Here is a 19,762-nt window from a genome sequence, read left to right on the forward strand (position 1 = left end):
CGAGGAGGTGGTGGAGTTCGTACGCCTCCAACGGGGCGCGGCCCGTGGTGGAGACGACGGCGAGGTCGAGGTGGCCGGCGCTCAGGCGGTCGAGCAGCACCGGGGTGAGGCCCTCCTCGCGGGTCACGTGGACGCGTGGGTGTCGGGCGCGGAAGGCGGCCAGGGCCTGCGGCACGAGTCCCGCGTCGGCCGTGGCGAAGGCGCCGAACCGCAGCCGCCCGCCGGCCACTTCACGCAGCGCGGCCAGCTCGCGGACGGCGCCGTGCAACGACTGGGCGACGGCCTCCGCGTACGGCACGAGAACCCGTCCGGCCTCGCTGAGCCGTACCCCACGCGGCAGCCGATCGAACAACGCAGCCCCGCCCAACGCCCCTTCCAGCGAGGAGATCTGCCGGGACACCGCGGACTGGGTCCACCCGAGAGTCCGGGCGGCGCCGGTGAAGGAGCCATGCCGCGCGACTTCCAGAAACACCCTCAGCCACACCGTGGACACCTCGGGAAACTCATGCTGATCCGGCATGACAGCCATGCTGGACATTCGCTTGTCGCATTGCAAGCCTGCGCCTAGCGTCGAAGGCATGCAGATCACCATCGGCAACCCGGCCTCCGCGCCCCAGCCCCTCAGCCCGTACTACTCCCAGGTCGCCCGCGTCGAACAAGCCGACGGCAGCGCCCTGTTGTTCCTTTCCGGGCAGATCGCCGAGGGGGCCACCGTCGCCGAGCAGACCCGCGGCATCTTCGAGACGATCGCCGCCCTGCTGGCGGCCCACGGCGCGACCCTGGCGGACGTCGTCAACATCCGCACCTGTCTCACCGACATCGGCACGCTGGAGGAATACGGCAACGTGCGGCGGCAGTTCCTCACCGGCACCCCGCCCACCAGCATGACCTTCGAGGTGCCGAGGCTCTTCAGGCCGCAGGCCCGCGTGGAGGTCGAGGTCGTCGCCGCCGTCAGTCCGCGTTCTCGCCCAGCAGGCTGAGGAAGTCCCGGAAGGCGCCCGGCATGTCCACCGACTCGGGGTCCAGGAGCCACTGGTACTGGAGGCCGTCCATCACGGCGACCAGCAGGGGGGCCGTGCGCTCCGGTGTCAGGCCGTTCGGCAGCCGGTCGCCGTACTCGGCGCGCAGCACCTCGGCCATGCTCGCGCGGACCTCGACGTACCGCCGCGTGAAGTACTCGCGCGCCGGATGCCCCTCCGTCACGCTCTCGCCGAGCAGCGCCGAGAAGGTCTGGATGATGCCGGGCCGCATGGCGTTGTACTCGACGAGCGAGGCCAGCAGGTCGATCCGCCACCGGGTGTTGGGCACCGCGTCCCACTGGTCCCGCTCCTTGAGCACGGCGACCAGCAGCGCGTCCTTGGTCGGGAAGTAGTGCAGCAGCCCCTGCTGCGTGAGCCCGACCCGCTCCGCGACCGCGCCCAGGCTCGCCCCCCGGTAACCGCGCTCGGCGATCACCTCCAGGGCCGCCCGGACGATCTCGGCGCGGCGCTCCTCGCTCCTGACCCTCGCGTTCATGGCGTCACCGTACGACATCGCATGCAGCATAATATAACAGGGAGATAACGAAACCTACCTGTCTACAGGTGGCCGATGCAGGATGGAGGCACAGCACGCACTCAACGAGGAGGCACCGCGATGGCGGGAAGGCGCACCCAGGCCGATGAAGCACGCGAGGCGGTCGTCGAGGCGGCCCTCGCCCGGCTCGACCTCGACGCGAAGACGCGGCTGCTCTCCGGCCAGGACATGTGGACCCTGCCCGCACTCCCCGGGATCGGCCTGCGGTCCCTCGTCATGTCCGACGGCCCGATCGGCGTCCGGGGCGTGCGCTGGACCGCCGACGACCCTTCCGTCGCACTGCCCTCGCCCACCGCCCTCGCCGCGACCTGGGACCCGGACCTCGCCCGCCGCGCCGGCACCCTCCTCGCCAAGGAGGCCCGCCGCAAGGGCGTCCACGTACTCCTCGCCCCCACCGTCAACCTCCACCGCTCCCCGCTCGGCGGCCGCCACTTCGAGGCGTACAGCGAGGACCCGTATCTGACGGGGACGATCGGCGCCGGTTACGTCAGCGGCGTCCAGGCCGGCGGCGTCGGCACCACCGTCAAGCACTTCGTCGCCAACGACGCCGAGACCGACCGCTTCACGGTGAACAACACCGTCAGCGAACGCGCCCTGCGCGAGCTCTACTTGGCACCCTTCGAGCTCATCGTCGAAAACGCCCACCCCTGGGGCATCATGACCGCCTACAACACGGTCAACGGCACGACGATGACCGAGCACCACTACCTCGTGAACGAGGTCCTGCGCGGCGAATGGGGCTTCGACGGCTACAACGTCTCCGACTGGACGGCCGCCAGGTCCACCGTCGGTGCGATCGAGGGCGGCCTCGACGTCGCCATGCCGGGCCCGCAGACCGTGTACGGCGACGCCCTCGCCCAGGCCGTACGGGACGGCGAGGTGGCCGAGGCGAAGGTCGACGACGCCGTGCGCAACGTCCTGCGGCTCGCCGCCCGCGTCGGCATCCTGGACGGTGCCGAGCCGGTCGTCACCGAGCTCCCCGCGACCGTCGACGGCACGGAACTGGCCCGCGAGATCGCCCGCCGCTCCTTCGTCCTGGTCCGCAACGAGGGCGCCCTCCCCCTGCGGCCGAACGGCACGGTCGCCCTCGTCGGAGCCGCCGCCCGCGACGCCCGCGTCCTCGGCGGCGGCTCCGCCACCGTCTTCCCCGCCGGCGTCGTCTCCCCGCTCGACGGCCTCACCGCCGCCCTCCCCGAGGGCACACTCACGTACGCCGTCGGCGCCGACCCGAACACCGAACTGGGCGTCGCCGACAAGGGCTTCGAGCTGCGCGCCGTGTGCCGGGACGCGGACGGCAACGTCATCGGCACCGGGTCCGCGCCGAGCGGCCAGATCCAGTGGATGGGCTCCGACCTCCCCGAGGGCGTCACCCACGACGCGCTCCACAGCGTGGAACTGACCGGCACCTTCACCCCGCGCGACACCGGCGCGCACACCTTCGGCATCAAGGGCATCGGCGCCTTCACGCTCGTCATCGACGGCACCACGTACTACGACGACGTCCAGCGCCCCACCAAGGACGACCCCTTCATCACCTTCTTCGGCGCCCCCGTCCCGCGCGCGCAGCCCGAACTCACCGCCGGTGAACCGGTCGAGGTCTCCCTCACCTACGTCGTCGAGTTCCCCGAGGGCATCCCGATGAAGGTCGTCGGCTTCACACTCTCCCACCAGGAGCCGCAGCGCGACCCCGACGAGCTGATCGCCGAGGCCGTCGAGGCCGCGCGGAACGCCGACACCGCCGTCGTCGTGGTCGCCACCACCGAACGTGTCGAGTCCGAGGGCTTCGACCGCACGGACCTGACGCTGCCCGGCCGCCAGGACGACCTGGTGCGCGCCGTCGCCGCCGCCAACCCCCGCACCGTCGTGGTCGTCAACTCCGGCTCCCCGGTCGAGCTGCCGTGGCGCGAGGACGTCGCCGCCGTGCTGCTGAGCTGGTTCCCCGGCCAGGAGGGCGGCGCGGCCCTCGCGGACGTCCTCACGGGCATCCACGAGCCGGGCGGCCGGCTGCCCACGACCTGGGGCTCCCTGACCGACGCCCCGGTCACCGAGGTCGTCCRGMCGGCCGGTGAACTCCCTTACACCGAGGGCGTCTTCATCGGCTACCGCGCCTGGGAGAGGGACGGCAGGGTCCCGTCGTACCCCTTCGGGCACGGCCTCGGCTACACCGACTGGACGTACGAGTCCGCCGAGGTCAAGGGCACGACGGTCACGGTCCGCGTCCGCAACTGCGGTGAGCGCGCGGGGCGAGAGGTCGTGCAGGTCTATCTGGCGCCGAGCGAGCCGGACGCCGACCGGCCGGCGCGGTGGCTCGCCGGGTTCGCCGGTGTGGAGGCGGGGCCGGGGGAGCGGGGCGAGGCCGTTGTCGAACTGCCGCGCCGGGCCTTCGAGGTGTGGGACGAGAAGGCCAATTCATGGACCCTTGTGAAGGGTTCGTACGAGATCCAGGTCGGGCGCTCCATCGCCGACCGTCGGGTGACGGCGACGATTAACGTCTGATCCGGGAGAAGTACCCAGGAACAGCCCCGGTCCAGGACCTGACACCTTGGACCGGGGCTCGTGCTTTTCGCCGCCGGTCAGCGCGCCGAGAAGCCGTACACCGTCTCCGAGCGGAACACCTCGCCCGGCCGCAGCACCGTGCCCGGGAAGTCCGGCCGGTTCGGGGAGTCGGGGAAGTGCTGGGCCTCCAGCGCGATGCCGTCACCCGGGGCGAACGGCTCGGCCAGATGGTCGGCGGTGTAGAGCTGGAGGCCGGGCTCGGTGGTCGCCACCGTCAGCACCCGCCCGCTCGACGCGTCGTACAGCTCGGCGACCTCCTGCGCGCTTGCCGTCACGCCCTTGTCCAGCACGAAGTTGTGGTCGTACCCGGCGCCGACCTTGCGTGCCTCACGGAAGTCGAAGCGGGTGCCCGCGACCTCGTCCAGGGCGCCGGTCGGAATGAGGTCGTCGTCGACCGGGGTGAACCGGGAGGCCGCCAGCCGCAGTTCGTGCCCGCCCGCGTCGCCGGACCCGGCCCCGGCGAGGTTGAAGTAACTGTGGTTGGTCAGGTTCACCACGGTCGGCGCGTCCGTCACCGCCTCGTAGCCGATCCGCAGCGCGCCGTCGGCGTCCAGCGTGTAGGTCACCGAGACCTCCAGCCGCCCCGGGAAGCCCTCCTCGCCGTGCGGGCTGACCCGGCTGAGCCGCAGCCCGTGCTCGACCGGGGCCACCTCCCACACCCGCTTGTCGAAGCCGCGCGCACCGCCGTGCAGGGAGCTGGGCGGGGTGTTGGGTTCGAGCGCGTACGTCAGGCCGTCCAGCGGGAAGCGGCCGCCCGCGATCCGGTTGGCGTACCGCCCGATGAGAGCGCCGAGATAGGGCTCCGGGTGGGCCAGATAGCCCTCCAGACCGGCGAACCCCAGCACCACGTCCGCCGGGTGCCCGTGACGGTCCGGCACCTCGACCGACTGAACGATCCCGCCGTACGACAGCACCCGCACCCGCACGCCCGCGCGCTCCAGGGTCCAGCGGTGGACCTCGGTGCCGTCGGAAAGTGTGCCGAAGTGTTCGCTCATGAGCGGAACACTAGTTCGTGACCGTCCGGTAGGCGATCTCCGCCAGCCGTGCCTGACCGTTGACACTCGGATGGAACCAGTCCCACTGGCTGAGCTGGTCGGTACCGAAACGGAAGTCGTACACCGCACCGTCATCGAAACGACAGCGGCGGTCCTTCTTGCAGACCTCCTCCAGCACTTCGTTGTACGCCTCGACCCGGTCCTGCACCGTGTCGCGCCGCTGGTTGGACTGCGTGGTCAGGGAGTCGGGGTCGCTCAGCATCGACGGGCAGATGCCGAGCTTCCACACCTGCTTGCCCAGCGGGTTCGTACGGCCCTGCTCCCACAGCCGCTTCAGGTTCGGCACGCTCGCCACGAACACCTGAGTCTTCGGCAGGGCGTCGCGCAGCGTGCCCATCGCGTCCTCGAACTGCGCCCGGAAGTCGGCCACCGAGGTCATCTCGTCGGTCGACGCACGACAGGCGTCGTTCGCCCCCGCCATCACCGCCACCAACTCCGGCCTGCGCGTCACCGCCTGGGCCAGCTGCCCCGGCACGTCCGCCATCCGGGCCCCGGTCACCGCGTAGTTCCAGCTGTGCTCGGCCGCCTTCGCCTTCCCCAGCAGCCGCACGGCCAGGCTGTCGACCTCGGGACTGCTGCCGGTCGCCCAGGAGACCTCGGGGCAGTCCGACAGGACCGTACAGGCGTCGAAACCGCGGGTGATGGAGTCGCCGACGGCCACGACGGAGGCCGGGCTGCGGTCCCACGTGGGGGTCGGCTTCGGCGACGGGCGCGCCTCGGTGCGGGACGGGGCGGGGGAGTCGCCGCCCACGGCGTCACAGCCGGCGACGCCGACGACGGCCGTGGTCACCAGGGCCAGAACAGCGCGTGGGACGTGCCGTCGCTTCTGCATGCCCTGGTCCGTCCCCTCGCTCGCCCCGGTCGATCACACCCACTGATGTCTCCAACCGATGACAACGCACCAGGGTTCCCGCCCGCCTGATGCAACGGCTCACACCCGTACAAGCGTCCTGCCGGGTGAATGGCGGGCGTTTGGCGGCCCTGGGACCGACGGTACGTCACACTCCTTGCGCCGCCGCACGGTAGCCTCGCCATCAACGTGGCTGCCCGGCCACTATCGTCCGCCAGTTCGTAAGATGTCCGCTCTGCCCGGAGGTCCCGGTGACGACACGTGGAGTTCTGTACGTGCACTCCGCGCCGCGCGCGCTGTGCCCGCACGTCGAGTGGGCCGTCGCCGGGGTGCTCGGCACGCGCGTCAACCTCGACTGGATCCGGCAGCCCGCCGCGCCCGGCACCTGGCGCTCGGAGTTCAGCTGGCAGGCGGAGGCGGGCACGGCCTCCAAGCTGGCGTCGGCCCTGCGCGGCTGGCACCTGCTGCGCTTCGAGGTCACGGCCGAGCCGTGCCCCACGGCCGAGGGCGAGCGCTACAGCTGCACCCCCGAACTCGGCATCTTCCACGCGGTGACGGGAATCCACGGCGACATCCTGATCCCGGAGGACCGCCTGCGCGCCGCCCTGGCCCGCTCACAGCGCGACGAGACGGACCTGGAGGCAGAAATCGCCAAGCTCCTGGGCAAGCCGTGGGACGACGAGTTGGAGCCGTTCCGGTACGCGGGTGAGGGAGCGCCGGTGCGCTGGTTGCACCAGGTGGTGTGAGACCCGGACACGTGAAGGGCCCCCACCTCRYGAGGTGGGGGCCCTTCACGTACGTATGGTTGCTGCTCAGACCGACCGGAACGCCAGCACCACGTTGTGGCCGCCGAAGCCGAACGAGTCGTTCAGCGCGGCGATGCGGCCCTCGACGGGCAACTTCCGCGCCTCACCACGGACGACGTCGGCATTCGCCTCGGCCTCCGGGTCCAGGTTCTCGACGTTGATGGTCGGCGGAGCCACCCGGTGGTACAGCGCGAGCACCGTCGCCACGGTCTCCACACCACCGGCACCACCCAGCAGATGCCCCGTCATCGACTTGGTGGCCGACACGGCCATGTGGTCGGCGTCGTCACCGAACACCTTCCGCAGCGCCTTGAGCTCGGCGATGTCACCGGCCGGCGTCGACGTCGCGTGCGCGTTGACGTGCACGATCTCCGCCGGGTCCAGGTCGTTGCGGTCCAGCAGGTTCTGCAGCGCGTGCGAGATGCCGCGGCCCTCGGGCTCCGGCTGCACGATGTCGTGCGCGTCGGCGGAGATGCCCTGCCCGACCGCCTCGGCGTACACGCGGGCACCGCGCTTGGCGGCGTGCTCGGCGGACTCCAGGACGACCACGCCGGCGCCCTCACCGAGGACGAAGCCGTCGCGGGCGACGTCGTAGGGACGCGAGGCGCCCTGCGGGTCGTCGTTGTTCTTGGACATCGCCATCATGTTGCCGAACGCGGCGATCGGCAGCGGATGGATCGCCGCCTCCGTGCCACCCGCGACGACGACGTCGGCGCGGCCCGTGCGGATCATCTCGATGGCGTAGCCGATGGCCTCGGCACCCGAGGCGCACGCGGAGACCGGCGTGTGCACGCCCGCACGGGCGCCCACGGCCAGACCCACGTTCGCGGAGGGGCTGTTCGGCATCAGCATGGGGACGGTGTGCGGGGAGACGCGGCGAACGCCCTTCTCCTTGAGCACGTCGTACTGGTCGAGCAGCGTCGTCACGCCGCCGATACCGGAGGCGATGACCGCACCGAGGCGGTCGGGGTCGACGGTCGGGTCCTCACCGGCCTTGGCCTCGAACCCGGCGTCGGCCCACGCCTCCTTGGCCGCGATCAGCGCGAACTGCGCCGAGCGGTCCAGTCGGCGGGCCTGCGGCCGCGGGATGACCTCGGTCGGCTCCACCGCGACCGGCGCGGCGATACGGACCGCCTGGTCGGCGGCCCAGTCCTGCTCCAGGGGCTTGACGCCGGAACGTCCGGCGATCAGGCCCTCCCAGGTAGAGGCTGCGTCGCCACCCAGCGGTGTGGTTGCGCCGATACCGGTGACGACCACGGTGCGATTGGTCGAGCTCACGGGAATTCTTTCTCCAACGGATACGAGGATTCAGCGGCGCCACCGCCGGGTGGCGGGGCAGTCAGCCCGAAGGCCGATCGGTGGATCAGCCCTGGTGCGTCAGGATGTAGTTGGTCGCGTCGCCGACCGTCTTGAGGTTCTTGACGTCCTCGTCGGGGATCTTGACGTCGAAGCGCTCTTCGGCGGCGACGACGACCTCGACCATGGACAGCGAGTCGACGTCCAGGTCGTCGGTGAAGGACTTGTCCAGCTGGACGTCCTCAACCGGGATGCCGGCGATCTCGTTCACGATGTCGGCGAGACCGGCGACGATCTCTTCCTGAGTGGCGGCCATCTTGGCGCTCCTTCGTAGATATCTCAGAGGGTGTGGCGTCCGCCGCGTGAGCGGCAGGTGGTGCGTTTCCCGTGCCGGCTCACATGATCCGGCACGGAGTGCCTAGGGGAGAGTAACGACCGTGGCGGCGTACACGAGACCCGCCCCGAATCCGATGACGAGCGCGGTGTCGCCACTCTTCGCCTCGCCGGTCGCCAGGAGCCGCTCCATCGCGAGCGGGATCGAGGCGGCCGAGGTGTTGCCGGTGGTGCGCACGTCACGGGCGACCGTGACGTGCTCCGGCAGCTTGAGAGTCTTCACCATCGAGTCGATGATCCGCTCGTTGGCCTGGTGTGGGATGAAGACGTCCAGTTCGTCCGAGGTGATCCCGGCCGCGTCCAGCGCCTGCTGGGCGACCTTCGCCATCTCGAACACGGCCCAGCGGAAGACCGCCTGGCCCTCCTGCGTGATCGCGGGGAACTTGACGTTGCCCTCGCTGTCCAGCGGGAGTTCGGCGACGTTGCCGATCCGGAACTCGTTCCACGGCACCGTCTGCTTGATCGTCTCGGACTTGTCGCCCTCGGAGCCCCACACGGTCGGGCCGATGTGCGGCTCCTGGGAGGGGCCGACGACGACCGCGCCCGCGCCGTCGCCGAACAGGAAGGCCGTGGCCCGGTCCTCCAGGTCGGTGAGGTCGGACAGCCGCTCCACGCCGATGACGAGGACGTACTCCGCGGAGCCCTCGACGATCATGCCCTTGGCGAGCGTCAGGCCGTAGCCGAAGCCCGCGCAGCCGGCCGAGATGTCGAAGGCGGCGGCCTTGTTCGTGCCGAGCTTGTCGGCGATCTCGGTGGCGACGGCCGGGGTCTGCTTGAAGTGCGAGACGGTCGAGACGATCACGCCGCCGATCTGCTCGGCGGAGATCCCGGCGTCGGCGATCGCCTTGCCGGACGCCTCGATCGACATCGCGGCGACGGTCTCCTCGTCGTTCGCCCAGTGCCGCGTCTCGATGCCGGAGCGCGAACGGATCCACTCGTCGGACGAGTCGATCTTCTCCAGGATCACCTCGTTGGGCACCACCCGGGTCGGGCGGTAACCGCCGACACCGAGGATGCGCGCGTAAGGGGCGCCCTTGCTGGGCTTCAGCTTCGCCATGCTCGGGGCTCCTTGTCAGGCGTGCTCTGCGATGAGCTCGCGAGCAGCGTCCAGGTCGTCGGGGGTCTTGAGCGCCAGGGTCTTCACACCCGGCAGTGCGCGCTTGGCCAGACCGGTCAGCGTGCCGCCCGGGCACGCCTCGATCAGGGCCGTGACGCCGAGTTCCTTGAAGGTCTCCATGCACAGGTCCCAGCGGACCGGGTTGGCGACCTGTCCGACGAGCCGCTCCAGCACCTCGGCGCCGGTGGCGACCGCACGGCCGTCCTTGTTGGAGACGTAGGTGACGCTCGGGTCGGCGGCGACGAGTTCCTTGGCGGCCTCGGCCAGCTTGTCGACGGCGGGGCCCATGTGGTGGGTGTGGAAGGCGCCGGCGACCTTCAGCGCGACGACCTTGCGTACGCCCTCGGGCTTGTCCTCGTTCAGCGCGGCGAGCTGCTCCATGGTGCCCGCGGCCACGATCTGCCCGGCGCCGTTCATGTTCGCCGGGGTCAGGCCCAGCTTCTCCAGGTGCGCGACGCTCACCTCGGGGTCGCCGCCGAGCAGCGCCGACATGCCGGTCTCGGTGATCGCGGCGGCCTCGGCCATGGCGAGCCCCCGCTTGCGCACCAGGGTCAGCGCTGCGGTGTCGTCGAGGACGCCCGCGTAGGCGGCCGCGGTGATCTCACCGACGCTGTGGCCGGCGACGGCACCCGGGTTGATGTCACCGAGTGCCGCGGCGGACAGGATGCCGGCCGCGACCAGCAGCGGCTGCGCCACGGAGGTGTCCCGGATGGCGTCCGCGTCGGCCTGCGTGCCGTAGTGGGCGAGGTCCAGTCCGATGGCGTCCGACCAGGCACCGAGGCGGTCGGCGGCACCGGGCAGTTCGAGCCAGGGGGTCAGGAAGCCGGGCGTCTGGGCGCCCTGGCCGGGAGCGACGAGTACGAGCACTCTCACACTCTCTCTTGGGGACGGGCAACGCCGCCCGTGGGGACAAGGACGAAGAACACGAGGGGGTTTTGTAGGCCCCCGACAAAAGCCTAGAGCTGGAGATCACCGTCGGCCAGACGCCCCAGGATCAGCGCGATGCGCAAGGTGAACGCGGAGCGTACATCGGACGGCGACCAGCCGGTGACGTCAGTCACACGTCGAAGCCGGTAGCGCACGGTGTTGGGATGCACGAACAGCATCCGCGCGGCGCCCTCCAGACTGCTCGCCTGTTCGAGATAGACGGAGAGCGTCTCCAGAAGAGCCGACCCGGCCTCCTCCAGCGGTCTGTAGATCTCCTCCACCAACTGCTCGCGCGCGCTGGGATCCCCCGCTATGGCGCGCTCCGGGAGCAGATCGTCCGCGAGAACCGGGCGCGGGGCGTCCTGCCAGGCGGAACACGCCTTCAGCCCGGCGGCCGCGGCCTGCGCGGACCGGGTGGCGGCCTGCAGATCCGGCACGATGGGCCCCGCGACGACGGGACCTGCGGCAAAGGGCCCGATCAGGGACTTGGCGACGGCGAGCGGGCTGTCGCTGCCGCCCGCGATCACGACGAGCCGGTCCCCGAGCACCCCGGTCAGCACCTGGAGCTTGGCGTGCCGGGAAGCCCGCCGGATCGCCTCGACGGTCAGCTCGCTGTCCCCGTCGGGGGCGGTCCCGAGGACCACGCACACATGTTCCGGCGAGTTCCACCCGAGCGCCGCGGCCCGCGACACGGCACCCTCGTCGGCCTCGCCGCTGAGCACGGCGTTGACCACGAGCGACTCCAGACGCGCGTCCCAGGCACCGCGTGCCTCGGCGGCCTGGGCGTAGACCTGGGCGGTGGCGAAGGCGATCTCCCGGGCGTAGACGAGCAGCGCCTCGCGCAGCACGCTCTCGTCGCCGGGAGCGGCGACCTCGTCGATGGCCGACTCCATGACCTCGATGGTGGTGCGCACCATCTCCACGGTCTGGCGCAGCGTGATGGCGCGGGTCAGCTCGCGCGGGGCCGTCCCGAACACGTCGGTGGAGATGGCCTGCGGCGCGTCGGGATGCCGGAACCACTCGGTGAAGGCGGCGATACCGGCCTGGGCGACGAGACCGATCCAGGAACGGTTCTCCGGTGGCATCGCCCGGTACCACGGCAGCGTCTCGTCCATCCGCGCGATGGCCTGCGCGGCGAGGGAACCTGAGGACTTCTCCAGCCGCTTCAGGGTCGCGGCGTGCGCATGGGCGTCGTGCGCGGCGGCAGGGGACTTACGAGCTTCGGGTTCGGGCACGGGGACAAGACTGCCTTATCCGGACGCGAGCGCGTGCCGGAGGGGCTGTGATCAATGGCTCGGTCGCCTACGGCGCGCCCCCTAGGGCTCCCTCGCGGCCGGTGTCGTCGGCCAAGTGGAGGTTGGTGGGCCCTGCCGTCGGTTCCAGGTGCCCGGCGAGGGTCGCAGGTGAGCCCTCGTCGGTGGGGCTACGGTGGTGCCCGTGATGGACGTACGGCGCGCCGCGGAGCGCTATCCGGGAGGGGATCCGGCCTCGGGGATCGAGTCACGCCACGCCTTCTCCTTCGGCCCGCACTACGACCCCGACAACCTCCGTTTCGGCGCGATGATCGCCTGCAACGAGGAGCGGCTCGCGCCCGGCGCCGGCTTCGACGAGCACCCGCACAGCCACACCGAGATCATCACGTGGGTGGTCGAGGGCGAGCTGACCCACCGCGACTCCACCGGCCACGAGACCCGGGTCGGCCCCGGCGACGTCCAGCGGCTGAGCTCGGCGGGCGGCGTACGGCACGTGGAGCGCAACGACGCCGACACGCCCCTGACCTTCCTCCAGACCTGGCTGGCCCCGCTGACGCCGGGCGGCGACCCGGCGTACGAGATCGTCCACGGCATCGCCGACTCCACGCCGTACGCCGTCCCGGAGGCGGGCGCGATGCTCCATGTGCGGCGGCTGGGGGCGGGGGAGCGGACGGCGGTGCCGGACGGGGCGTATCTGTACGTGCATGTGGTGCGCGGCCGAGTGCGCCTGGACGGCGAGGAACTGGACGCCGGGGACGCGGCACGCATCAGCGACGCCAAGGACGTGGAGGCGGTCGGGGTGAGCGCGGTGGAGCTGCTGATGTGGGAGATGGCCGGGTAGCGGGTGGGGCCCGAGATGCCTAAGTGGTCGTGGCAGCGTCAAATGGAGGTGTTGGACACCCGCCCGGCAGAGAAGAGCCGAGTGCATGGCCAGACGCAAAGGCACAGGGGGACGGGGCGACGCCCCGAAAAAAGGGGGACTGCGACGGCTCGGTGAGTGGTGCGCCCACCACTTCGTGATCGTGATCGTCGCCTGGGTCGTGGCGCTCGGCGTGCTCCAGGCTCTCAACCACTTCCACGGCGGGGAGTACTCGGACAACTTCGCCCTGTCCGACGTGCAGTCCGAGAAGGGCCTCGACGTCCTCAAGGAGCACGATCCGCAGGCCGGCGGCTACAGCAGCCAGATCGTCATGCACGACGCGGACAAGTCCCTGACCTCGTTCGGCTCGCAGGTGTCGACCGCCGTCTCCGACCTGCAGAAGCTGCCGCACGTACTGTCCGTGCAGAACCCGCTGGACGCCACCTCCTCGAAGGTCGGGCCGCTGTCCTCGGACGGGCAGACCGGCTACATCACCATCCGCTTCGACGAACAGCCCTCCCTGCTGGGCGACAGCTATCTGAACGGCGTCGACAAGGCCGTGGAGCCGCTCAGACAGGCCGGCGTCGACGTCGAGTACGGCGGATCGCTCGGCGAACTGGAGCGGCCCGCCGGCAACGACCGGATCAGCGAGGCGATCGGGTTCGGCGTCGCCATCATCGTGCTCCTGATCGGCTTCGGCAGTGTGATCGCCGCCGGACTGCCGCTGGTCACGGCGCTGATCGGGGTCGTCGGCGGGCTGGCCTGCCTCGGGCTGCTCGCCGTCGCGTTCACCTTCGCCACGGTCTCGCCCACCCTGGCCACGATGATCGGCCTCGGCGTCGGCATCGACTACGCCCTCTTCCTGCTCACCCGGCACCGGCAGAACCTCATGGACGGCGCCGACCCGGTGCGCGCCGCCGGTCACGCCGCCGCCACCAGCGGACGCGCGGTACTGGTCTCCGGCACCACGGTGATCGTCGCCCTGATGGGCCTGTGGGTGTCCGGCGTGAGCTTCATCGGCAAACTCGGCGTCGCCGCGGCCGTCACGGTCGTCTCGGCCGTTCTTGGCGCGCTGACCCTGGTCCCGGCCCTGCTGGGGCTGACCGGCCGCAAGATCGACCGCTGGCACGTGCGCGAGCCCATCGCCGAGACCGAAGCCGGGGGCGACACGACCCAGGGCACCTGGCACCGCTACGCAAAGCGCGTCGAGCACCATCCACTGCGGTACCTGTCCGCCGGCCTCGTCACCGTCGCGGTGCTGGCCATCCCCGTCTTCTCGATCCAGCTCGGTCACATCGGCGACGGCGCCGACCCCACGTCCTTCACCGACCGGCGGGCCTTCGACCTGATGACGGACGCGTTCGGCGCGGGCTCCAACGGGCCCCTCACCATCGTCGTCGACCAGACTGACGTACCGGACTCGCAGCGCTCGGACCTGGCCTCGAAGACCCAGTCCGCCCTGAACGACGAGTCCGGGACCTCCTTCGTCAGCCCGCTGACGCCGACGCAGGACGGCGACGTCCTGGTCGGCACGGTCTACTCGTCGGTGTCCCCGCAGAACAAGGACACCACCGACCTGACGAACCGGCTCTACGACCACACCCTCCCCGACGCGGCCTCCGGCACCGACGCCAAGGGCTACGTCACCGGGACGACGGCCGCCCAGGTCGACTTCCGCAACATCGTCGCGGAGCGGCTGCCGCTGATCATCGCCGTCGTGGTGGGCCTCGCCTTCCTGATCGTCCTCGCGGTCTTCCGCGGCCTGCTCGTCGCCGTGAAGGCGGCCGTCCTCAACGTCCTGTCGATCGCGGCCTCGTACGGTGTCGTCGTCGCCGTGTTCCAGTGGGGCTGGGGCGGGCCCGAGCTGGGAGTGCACGGCAAGGTGCCCATCGAGAGCTATGTGCCGATGATGATGTTCGCCATCATCTTCGGCCTGAGCATGGACTACGAGATCTTCCTGCTGTCCCGGGTGCACGAGGTGTGGCTGCGCACCGGGAACGCCAAGGACTCGGTCGCCCATGCCCTGGAGATCACCGCGCGTGTGATCACCTGCGCGGCGCTGATCATGGTGAGCGTCTTCGCGGCCTTCCTGATCAGCGACAACATCGTGGTCAAGATGCTGGGCCTGGGCCTCGCCGTCAGTGTGCTCATCGACGCCACCGTGGTCCGGCTGCTCATGGTGCCCGCCGTGATGACGCTGCTGGGCAAACACGCCTGGTGGACGCCCCGCTGGCTGGACCGGATCCTGCCGCACATCGACACCGAGGGAACGGGCGAGGCCCTCGATGCCACGGGTGGGCCTACAGCCCGGCCAGCACCGCCTCCGTGAACGCCGGCCACGCCTCGACGGCCCACGGCCCGAACGCCCGGTCCGTCAGCGCGACGCAGGCCGCGCCCGCGTCCGGGTCGATCCACAGGAACGTACCCGACTGCCCGAAGTGCCCGAAGGTGCGCGGCGAGGACGACGCGCCCGTCCAGTGCGGGGACTTGCCGTCGCGGATCTCGAAGCCGAGCCCCCAGTCGTTCGGGTTCTGGTGCCCGTACCCCGGCAGCACGCCCTTCGTCCCCGGATACTGCACGGTCATCGCCTCGGCGACCGTGCGCGGGTCCAGCAGCCTGGGCGCCTGCACCTCCGCCGCGAACCGCAGCAGATCCTCGACGCTCGACACGCCGTCCTTGGCAGGGGAGCCCTCCAGGGACGTGGCCGTCATGCCCAGCGGCTCCAGCACGGCCTGGCGCAGATACTCCGCGAACGGGATGTCCGTCGCCTTGGCGACATGGTCCCCGAGCTCCTCGAACCCCGCGTTGGAGTACAGCCGCCGCTCCCCGGGCGGGGCCATCACCCGGTGCTCGTCGAAGGCCAGCCCCGAGGTGTGCGCGAGCAGATGCCGCACCGTCGAGCCCTGCGGCCCGGCCGGCTCGTCGAGCTCGACCGCGCCCTCCTCATAGGCGACGAGGACGGCATAGGCGGCCAGCGGCTTGGTGACCGAGGCGAGCGGGAAGCGGTGCCCGACCGGGCCGTGCGTACCCAGGACCGTGCCGTCGGCGCGTACGACACCCGCCGCGGCGGTGGGAACCGGCCAGTTCTCGATCAGTGCGAGGCTCTGCAAGGACATGCCTGTGAGCCTAAGCCGCCCACAGATACAGCCGCATCGAGGGGTCCGTGTCCCGGGTGAGGCCGAGCCGCATGTGAGCCGAGGGTTCGGCAGCGCCCTACGGGGACGCCGGCGCCAGTCACGGCGATCACGCCGTGTCCCGTGGGTTTCTTACCGTTTCCGCTTGCTTGGAGCGCACTCCAAGGCCATAGCGTTGAGCGCATGACGGTGATGGAGAGCACGAGCACCAGGACCGACAGCTGTGCGGCCCCGCCGCACCCGCACCGGCGGCCGGCAGGCCAGGACAGCTACACGATCAGCGAGGTCGTCGCCTTCACCGGCCTGACGGCCCACACCCTGCGCTGGTACGAGCGGATCGGCCTCATGCCGCACGTGGACCGCTCGCACACGGGCCAGCGCCGCTACAGCAACCGTGACCTGGACTGGCTCGACCTCGTCGGCAAGCTGCGGCTGACCGGCATGCCGGTCGCCGACATGGTCCGGTACGCCGAGCTGGTGCGCGAGGGCGACCACACCTTCGGCGAGCGCTTCGAACTGCTGGAGACGACCCGCCGCGACGTTCTCGCACGGATCGCCGAGCTCCAGGACACGCTGGCCGTGCTCGACCGGAAGATCAGTTTCTACGCGGACGCCGGGCGTCTGTACGAGCAGGAGAAGACGGAGAAGGCTGGATGAGCGACAGCAGGATCGCGACGGCACGACTGGGCGCGAACGGACCCGAGGTCGGGGTCCAGGGCCTCGGTTGCATGGGCATGAGCTTCGCGTACGGCCCCTCGGACGCGGACGAGTCCAGGGCGACCCTGGAGCGGGCACTGGAGCTGGGCGTCACGCTGTTCGACACGGCGGACGCGTACGGGGCGGGCGAGAACGAGAAGTTTCTGTCGCCCTTCTTCCGGGCGCACCGCGACGAGCTGGTGATCGCCACGAAGTTCGCCCTGGCGATCCACCCGGACGACCCGACCAAGCGGATCATCCGCAACGACACGCCCTACATACGCCAGTGCATCGAGGCGAGCCTGAAGCGCCTGGACGTCGAGGCGATCGACCTCTACTACATGCACCGCCGCGATGTGACCGTCCCCATCGAGGAGACGGTCGGCGTCATGGCGGACCTGGTCCGCGAGGGCAAGGTCAAGCACCTGGGGCTGAGCGAGGTGACGGCACGCGAGCTGCGTGACGCCTGCGCCGTGCACCCGATCGCGGCCGTGCAGTCCGAGTGGTCGCTGTTCAGCCGCGACATCGAGGCGAACGTGGTCCCGGCCGCCCGCGACCTGGGCGTGACCCTGGTGCCGTACTCCCCGCTCGGCCGCGGCTTCCTCACCGGCTCCTTCGCCAAGGCCGAGGACCTGACGACCGGCGACTTCCGCCGCCAGCAGCCCCGCTACACCGGCGAGAACGCGGCAGCGAACGCGGCTCTCCTGGACCCGATCCGCAAGGTCGCCGAGTCGCACGGGGCGACGCTCGGACAGATCGCGCTGGCCTGGGTCCAGCAGCGGGCATCGGTCCACGGCCTGCCGATCGTCCCGATCCCGGGCACCCGCAGGCCGGGCAGGGTGGAGGAGAACGCGGCGGCAACGCGGATCGTTCTGAGCAAGGACGAGCTGGCGCTGCTGGAGCCCATCGCGGGCCACGTGTCCGGCGACCGCTACGCGGACATGTCCTTCGCGTCGGCAGGCAGGGAATGAGCGTGCCCTTGCAGCCGCCGGGGTCTGCAACCCCCTCAGGGGCGCGGGGAACTGCGCGACCAGACGCGGAGTCGCCCTAAAGCTCCGCCAACAACTCGGCCTTCTTGGACGAAAACTCCTCATCCGTCACAAGCCCAGCCTCATGCAACTCCCCGAGATGACGGATCCTCTCCGCGATGTCGGCCGGGTCGCGCCTCGGCGCACCGGCCGACACCGCGGCAACCGCCCCCTTCTGCCGCACAGCGAAAAGCACCGCCGCCGCGAACGGCAACGACTCATGCACCGGCCCGTACCCGAGCCCGAACACCACGGCCGCCGGATCCTGGTCCGCCTGCGCCGGCTGCCCGTCCCCGCAGTCGCGCCGCAGCAGCCGTAGATGCCCCTCGAACACCTCGGGCGACCGCCACTCGACCCCACCCAGCTCGGCCACCGGAAAGCTCTGGTCCCCGGCCTTCCACTTCGCGGAGGACGCACCGGTCCAAAACCACCGAAACCGGACGACGTTCCCGTCGAAGGTCGCCTTCGCGTCATACGCCTTGAACTGCAAGGGCACTTCCGGCGCACCCACGAGGAACTCCTCGGCCGGCCCGGACTCCGTCAGCTGCGACCGCAGTTCGTCGCCGTAGTACTCGGCCAGCGTCTCGCGCTCCGCCGGCAGCACCAGCCGATACGGATCGCCGCCCTCCTTCAGCTGTCCGGCCGCCGCCTCCAGCAGCGGATCGGCGCCGGGCCGGGGCTCGATGCGCAGTGCGACGGTCCTCCCGCGCCTGCCCGGCGTCAGCGTCACACCGGCGATCGCCTCATAGGGCACACGGCGCTCCCCGAGCGCCTGGAACAGCTTGGGTGTTCGAATCCCCCGTTCGTAACGGATGAGCACGGAGTCGGACTCGAACTCCCAGGCGGCATGAAATCCGGCCAGTACGTCACCCATGCGGCTCATCGTATGCGGCACGTGCTCCTCCGTCGCCACCCCGCGCACACCGCGGTTCCTACGTGTCTACGCGCGTCCTGCCGACGCCGTGTCGGACAAACCCGCCCGACAGGCATCGGCATCGTTCGCACAGCGCACCGCGTGGTATGCGCCAACCCCGATCTCGGCGAAGTTCTGGACGCTGTCCGTGCCCGGCTCGAAATAGCCGCCGTGGCCCTTCGCCTCCCGCGCGGACAGCACCCGCGCGCCGAAGACCGACGACACCGGGTCCTCCCCGTGCCCCAGTCCGCCGACCTCCAGATGCGGCACGTCCTGCACCCAGTCGTCGGCGTCCCGCATCGCCCACACCTGCGCCGAGGTGCCCAGCTGGGAGGCCTTCGAGACCCGCATGCCAGGGCTGCCGGCCACCGCTATGTCGGCCACCCGCTCGGGCAGTGTGTGCGCGGCGAGACCGCACAGCACCGAGCCGTAGCTGTGGCAGAACAGGGAGACGGGCGAGCTGCCGGGCAGCGCCCGCACCAGCGCGTTCAGGCGTACGGCCCCGGACTGCGCACGCATCGCCGTCGCCGAGTCGATGCCGAGCCCGTTCGGCGTGGTGTAGTCGGCCCAGGCGATCACGGCCGTCCGCGTCGAAGGGCTCGTCGCACGCTCGGCCGCGTACAGCGACTCGGCCATGCCGACCGGCGCCGAGTACTTGCGATTGGTGCGCTGGAAGGTGAGCAGGTCGGTGTCGACGCCGGGGACGACGACCGAGATCCGCTCGGCCCCGGTCAGGTCGCCGAACACCTCGGCGGCGCGGCCCGACCCCTCCGGGTCGAAGGCGAGGATGTGCCGGTCAGGCCGCATCATCGCCTCGAAGCGATGCATACGGCGGCCCGCCTCGCTCTGCCCCTCGGGCGTGAGCCGGTTGTCGTCCATGCGTTTGTGCTCGACCTTGCGGGCCTCGTCGAGCGCGATGCGGTTCGCGCGATAGCGCAGCTCGACCGGCGCGCCGTTCATGTTGCCGACCGCGAGCGAATAGCGGTGGGCGAGGCTGGTGCGCTGTGCATCGGTGAGCGAGGCGAAGAACCGGGCGAGCCGCGTGGGGGAGGAGTTCGCGGCCGGCAGGTGGTGGCCGGCGATGCTGCCGTGCTCCCAGGCGCTGATCGAGGCCTGCAGCGGTGCGGCGCTCCGGTGGTGGCGCAGGGCCGTCCAGCCGGTGGTCGCCAGCATCACGAACACCACGGCCAGCGCGAGCAGGGCGCGCCAGACGTTCAGTTGCGGGGAGGTATCGAAGGAAGTCACTGGGAGGACACACTAGGAGAACGGGAGGGTCTCGCGTTAACCAAGTGACAGGTATCACG

19 protein-coding genes and 1 pseudogene are annotated in these 19,762 nt (G+C 70.7%); 8 read left to right on the forward strand and 12 right to left on the reverse strand.

Translation table 11 applies throughout. The features are described from left to right. Positions 1–529, reverse strand: a 529-nt coding sequence (locus EAO75_RS18555) for a LysR family transcriptional regulator (protein ID WP_410092443.1), incomplete at its 3' end; no start/stop codon positions are given. Between the two features lie 49 nt (positions 530–578). Here EAO75_RS18555 and EAO75_RS18560 point away from each other — a divergent pair. After that, complete coding sequence (locus tag EAO75_RS18560; RefSeq protein WP_147996205.1) at positions 579–980, forward strand: RidA family protein; 402 nt, start codon at positions 579–581, stop codon at positions 978–980. Here EAO75_RS18560 and EAO75_RS18565 read toward each other — a convergent pair. After that, positions 952–1,533 carry a TetR/AcrR family transcriptional regulator gene (locus tag EAO75_RS18565; protein ID WP_147996206.1) on the reverse strand — a complete coding sequence of 194 codons (582 nt, stop codon included), beginning with the start codon at positions 1,531–1,533 and terminating at the stop codon, positions 952–954. The two genes, EAO75_RS18560 and EAO75_RS18565, sit on opposite strands and share 29 nt — an antisense overlap. A gap of 102 nt (positions 1,534–1,635) precedes the next feature. On the opposite strand from EAO75_RS18565, the gene EAO75_RS18570 reads away from it, so the two are divergent. Next, positions 1,636–4,071, forward strand: a complete 2,436-nt coding sequence (locus EAO75_RS18570) for a glycoside hydrolase family 3 protein (RefSeq protein WP_147996207.1) — start codon at positions 1,636–1,638, stop codon at positions 4,069–4,071. 77 nt (positions 4,072–4,148) lie between these two features. On the opposite strand, the gene EAO75_RS18575 is transcribed toward EAO75_RS18570, so the two are convergent. Then, the gene (locus tag EAO75_RS18575; RefSeq protein ID WP_147996208.1) at positions 4,149–5,126 is read right to left on the reverse strand and encodes an aldose epimerase family protein; all 978 of its coding nucleotides are present in this window, start codon (positions 5,124–5,126) and stop codon (positions 4,149–4,151) included. 10 nt (positions 5,127–5,136) lie between these two features. Next, on the reverse strand, positions 5,137–6,018 hold the full coding sequence (locus EAO75_RS18580) for an SGNH/GDSL hydrolase family protein (protein ID WP_147996209.1): 882 nt from the start codon (positions 6,016–6,018) through the stop codon (positions 5,137–5,139). A gap of 269 nt (positions 6,019–6,287) precedes the next feature. Here EAO75_RS18580 and EAO75_RS18585 point away from each other — a divergent pair, with 269 nt between their 5' ends. Continuing rightward, positions 6,288–6,782 carry a DUF3145 domain-containing protein gene (locus tag EAO75_RS18585; protein ID WP_030955030.1) on the forward strand — a complete coding sequence of 165 codons (495 nt, stop codon included), beginning with the start codon at positions 6,288–6,290 and terminating at the stop codon, positions 6,780–6,782. 66 nt (positions 6,783–6,848) lie between these two features. Here EAO75_RS18585 and fabF read toward each other — a convergent pair whose 3' ends face one another. From fabF to fasR, 5 genes are all read right to left on the reverse strand, one after another. Continuing rightward, entirely contained in the window at positions 6,849–8,120 is a 1,272-nt protein-coding gene (gene fabF, locus EAO75_RS18590; protein ID WP_147996210.1) for a beta-ketoacyl-ACP synthase II, read from the reverse strand. 85 nt (positions 8,121–8,205) lie between these two features. Beyond that, positions 8,206–8,454 carry an acyl carrier protein gene (locus EAO75_RS18595; protein ID WP_147996211.1) on the reverse strand — a complete coding sequence of 83 codons (249 nt, stop codon included), beginning with the start codon at positions 8,452–8,454 and terminating at the stop codon, positions 8,206–8,208. 102 nt (positions 8,455–8,556) lie between these two features. Continuing rightward, entirely contained in the window at positions 8,557–9,588 is a 1,032-nt protein-coding gene (locus EAO75_RS18600) for a ketoacyl-ACP synthase III (RefSeq protein WP_147996212.1), read from the reverse strand. A 15-nt stretch (positions 9,589–9,603) separates the two neighbouring features. After that, positions 9,604–10,515: an ACP S-malonyltransferase gene (locus EAO75_RS18605; protein ID WP_147996213.1), complete on the reverse strand. Its 912-nt coding sequence runs from the start codon at positions 10,513–10,515 to the stop codon at positions 9,604–9,606. Positions 10,516–10,604: 89 nt separating this feature from the next. Next, positions 10,605–11,810, reverse strand: a complete 1,206-nt coding sequence (fasR, locus tag EAO75_RS18610; protein WP_147996214.1) for a fatty acid biosynthesis transcriptional regulator FasR — start codon at positions 11,808–11,810, stop codon at positions 10,605–10,607. Positions 11,811–12,015: 205 nt separating this feature from the next. On the opposite strand from fasR, the gene EAO75_RS18615 reads away from it, so the two are divergent. From EAO75_RS18615 to EAO75_RS48625, 3 genes and pseudogenes are all read left to right on the forward strand, one after another. Beyond that, entirely contained in the window at positions 12,016–12,669 is a 654-nt protein-coding gene (locus tag EAO75_RS18615) for a pirin family protein (RefSeq protein ID WP_147997953.1), read from the forward strand. An 85-nt stretch (positions 12,670–12,754) separates the two neighbouring features. Further along, positions 12,755–13,897, forward strand: a pseudogene (locus EAO75_RS48620) (MMPL family transporter); the annotation flags it as partial. A gap of 138 nt (positions 13,898–14,035) precedes the next feature. Further along, positions 14,036–15,016, forward strand: a complete 981-nt coding sequence (locus EAO75_RS48625; protein WP_410092483.1) for an MMPL family transporter — start codon at positions 14,036–14,038, stop codon at positions 15,014–15,016. Here EAO75_RS48625 and EAO75_RS18625 read toward each other — a convergent pair. Beyond that, on the reverse strand, positions 14,988–15,803 hold the full coding sequence (locus tag EAO75_RS18625) for a serine hydrolase domain-containing protein (RefSeq protein ID WP_147996216.1): 816 nt from the start codon (positions 15,801–15,803) through the stop codon (positions 14,988–14,990). The two genes, EAO75_RS48625 and EAO75_RS18625, sit on opposite strands and share 29 nt — an antisense overlap. Positions 15,804–16,004: 201 nt before the next feature. Here EAO75_RS18625 and EAO75_RS18630 point away from each other — a divergent pair, with 201 nt between their 5' ends. Beyond that, a complete protein-coding gene (locus EAO75_RS18630) occupies positions 16,005–16,478 on the forward strand; it encodes a MerR family transcriptional regulator (RefSeq protein WP_187284505.1) in 474 nt (157 codons plus the stop codon). Continuing rightward, a complete protein-coding gene (locus EAO75_RS18635; protein ID WP_147996218.1) occupies positions 16,475–17,488 on the forward strand; it encodes an aldo/keto reductase in 1,014 nt (337 codons plus the stop codon). The genes EAO75_RS18630 and EAO75_RS18635 overlap by 4 nt, the downstream gene beginning before the upstream one ends. Before the next feature lie 76 nt (positions 17,489–17,564). Here EAO75_RS18635 and EAO75_RS18640 read toward each other — a convergent pair whose 3' ends face one another. Beyond that, positions 17,565–18,428, reverse strand: coding sequence for a DUF4429 domain-containing protein (locus EAO75_RS18640; RefSeq protein WP_147997954.1), 864 nt, complete (start codon positions 18,426–18,428; stop codon positions 17,565–17,567). Positions 18,429–18,485: 57 nt separating this feature from the next. After that, the gene (locus tag EAO75_RS18645; protein WP_147996219.1) at positions 18,486–19,703 is read right to left on the reverse strand and encodes an alpha/beta hydrolase; all 1,218 of its coding nucleotides are present in this window, start codon (positions 19,701–19,703) and stop codon (positions 18,486–18,488) included. Between the last annotated feature and the right edge of the window lie 59 nt (positions 19,704–19,762).

The organism is Streptomyces sp. UW30 (assembly GCF_008042075.1).
In the GTDB taxonomy this organism is placed as follows: domain Bacteria; phylum Actinomycetota; class Actinomycetes; order Streptomycetales; family Streptomycetaceae; genus Streptomyces.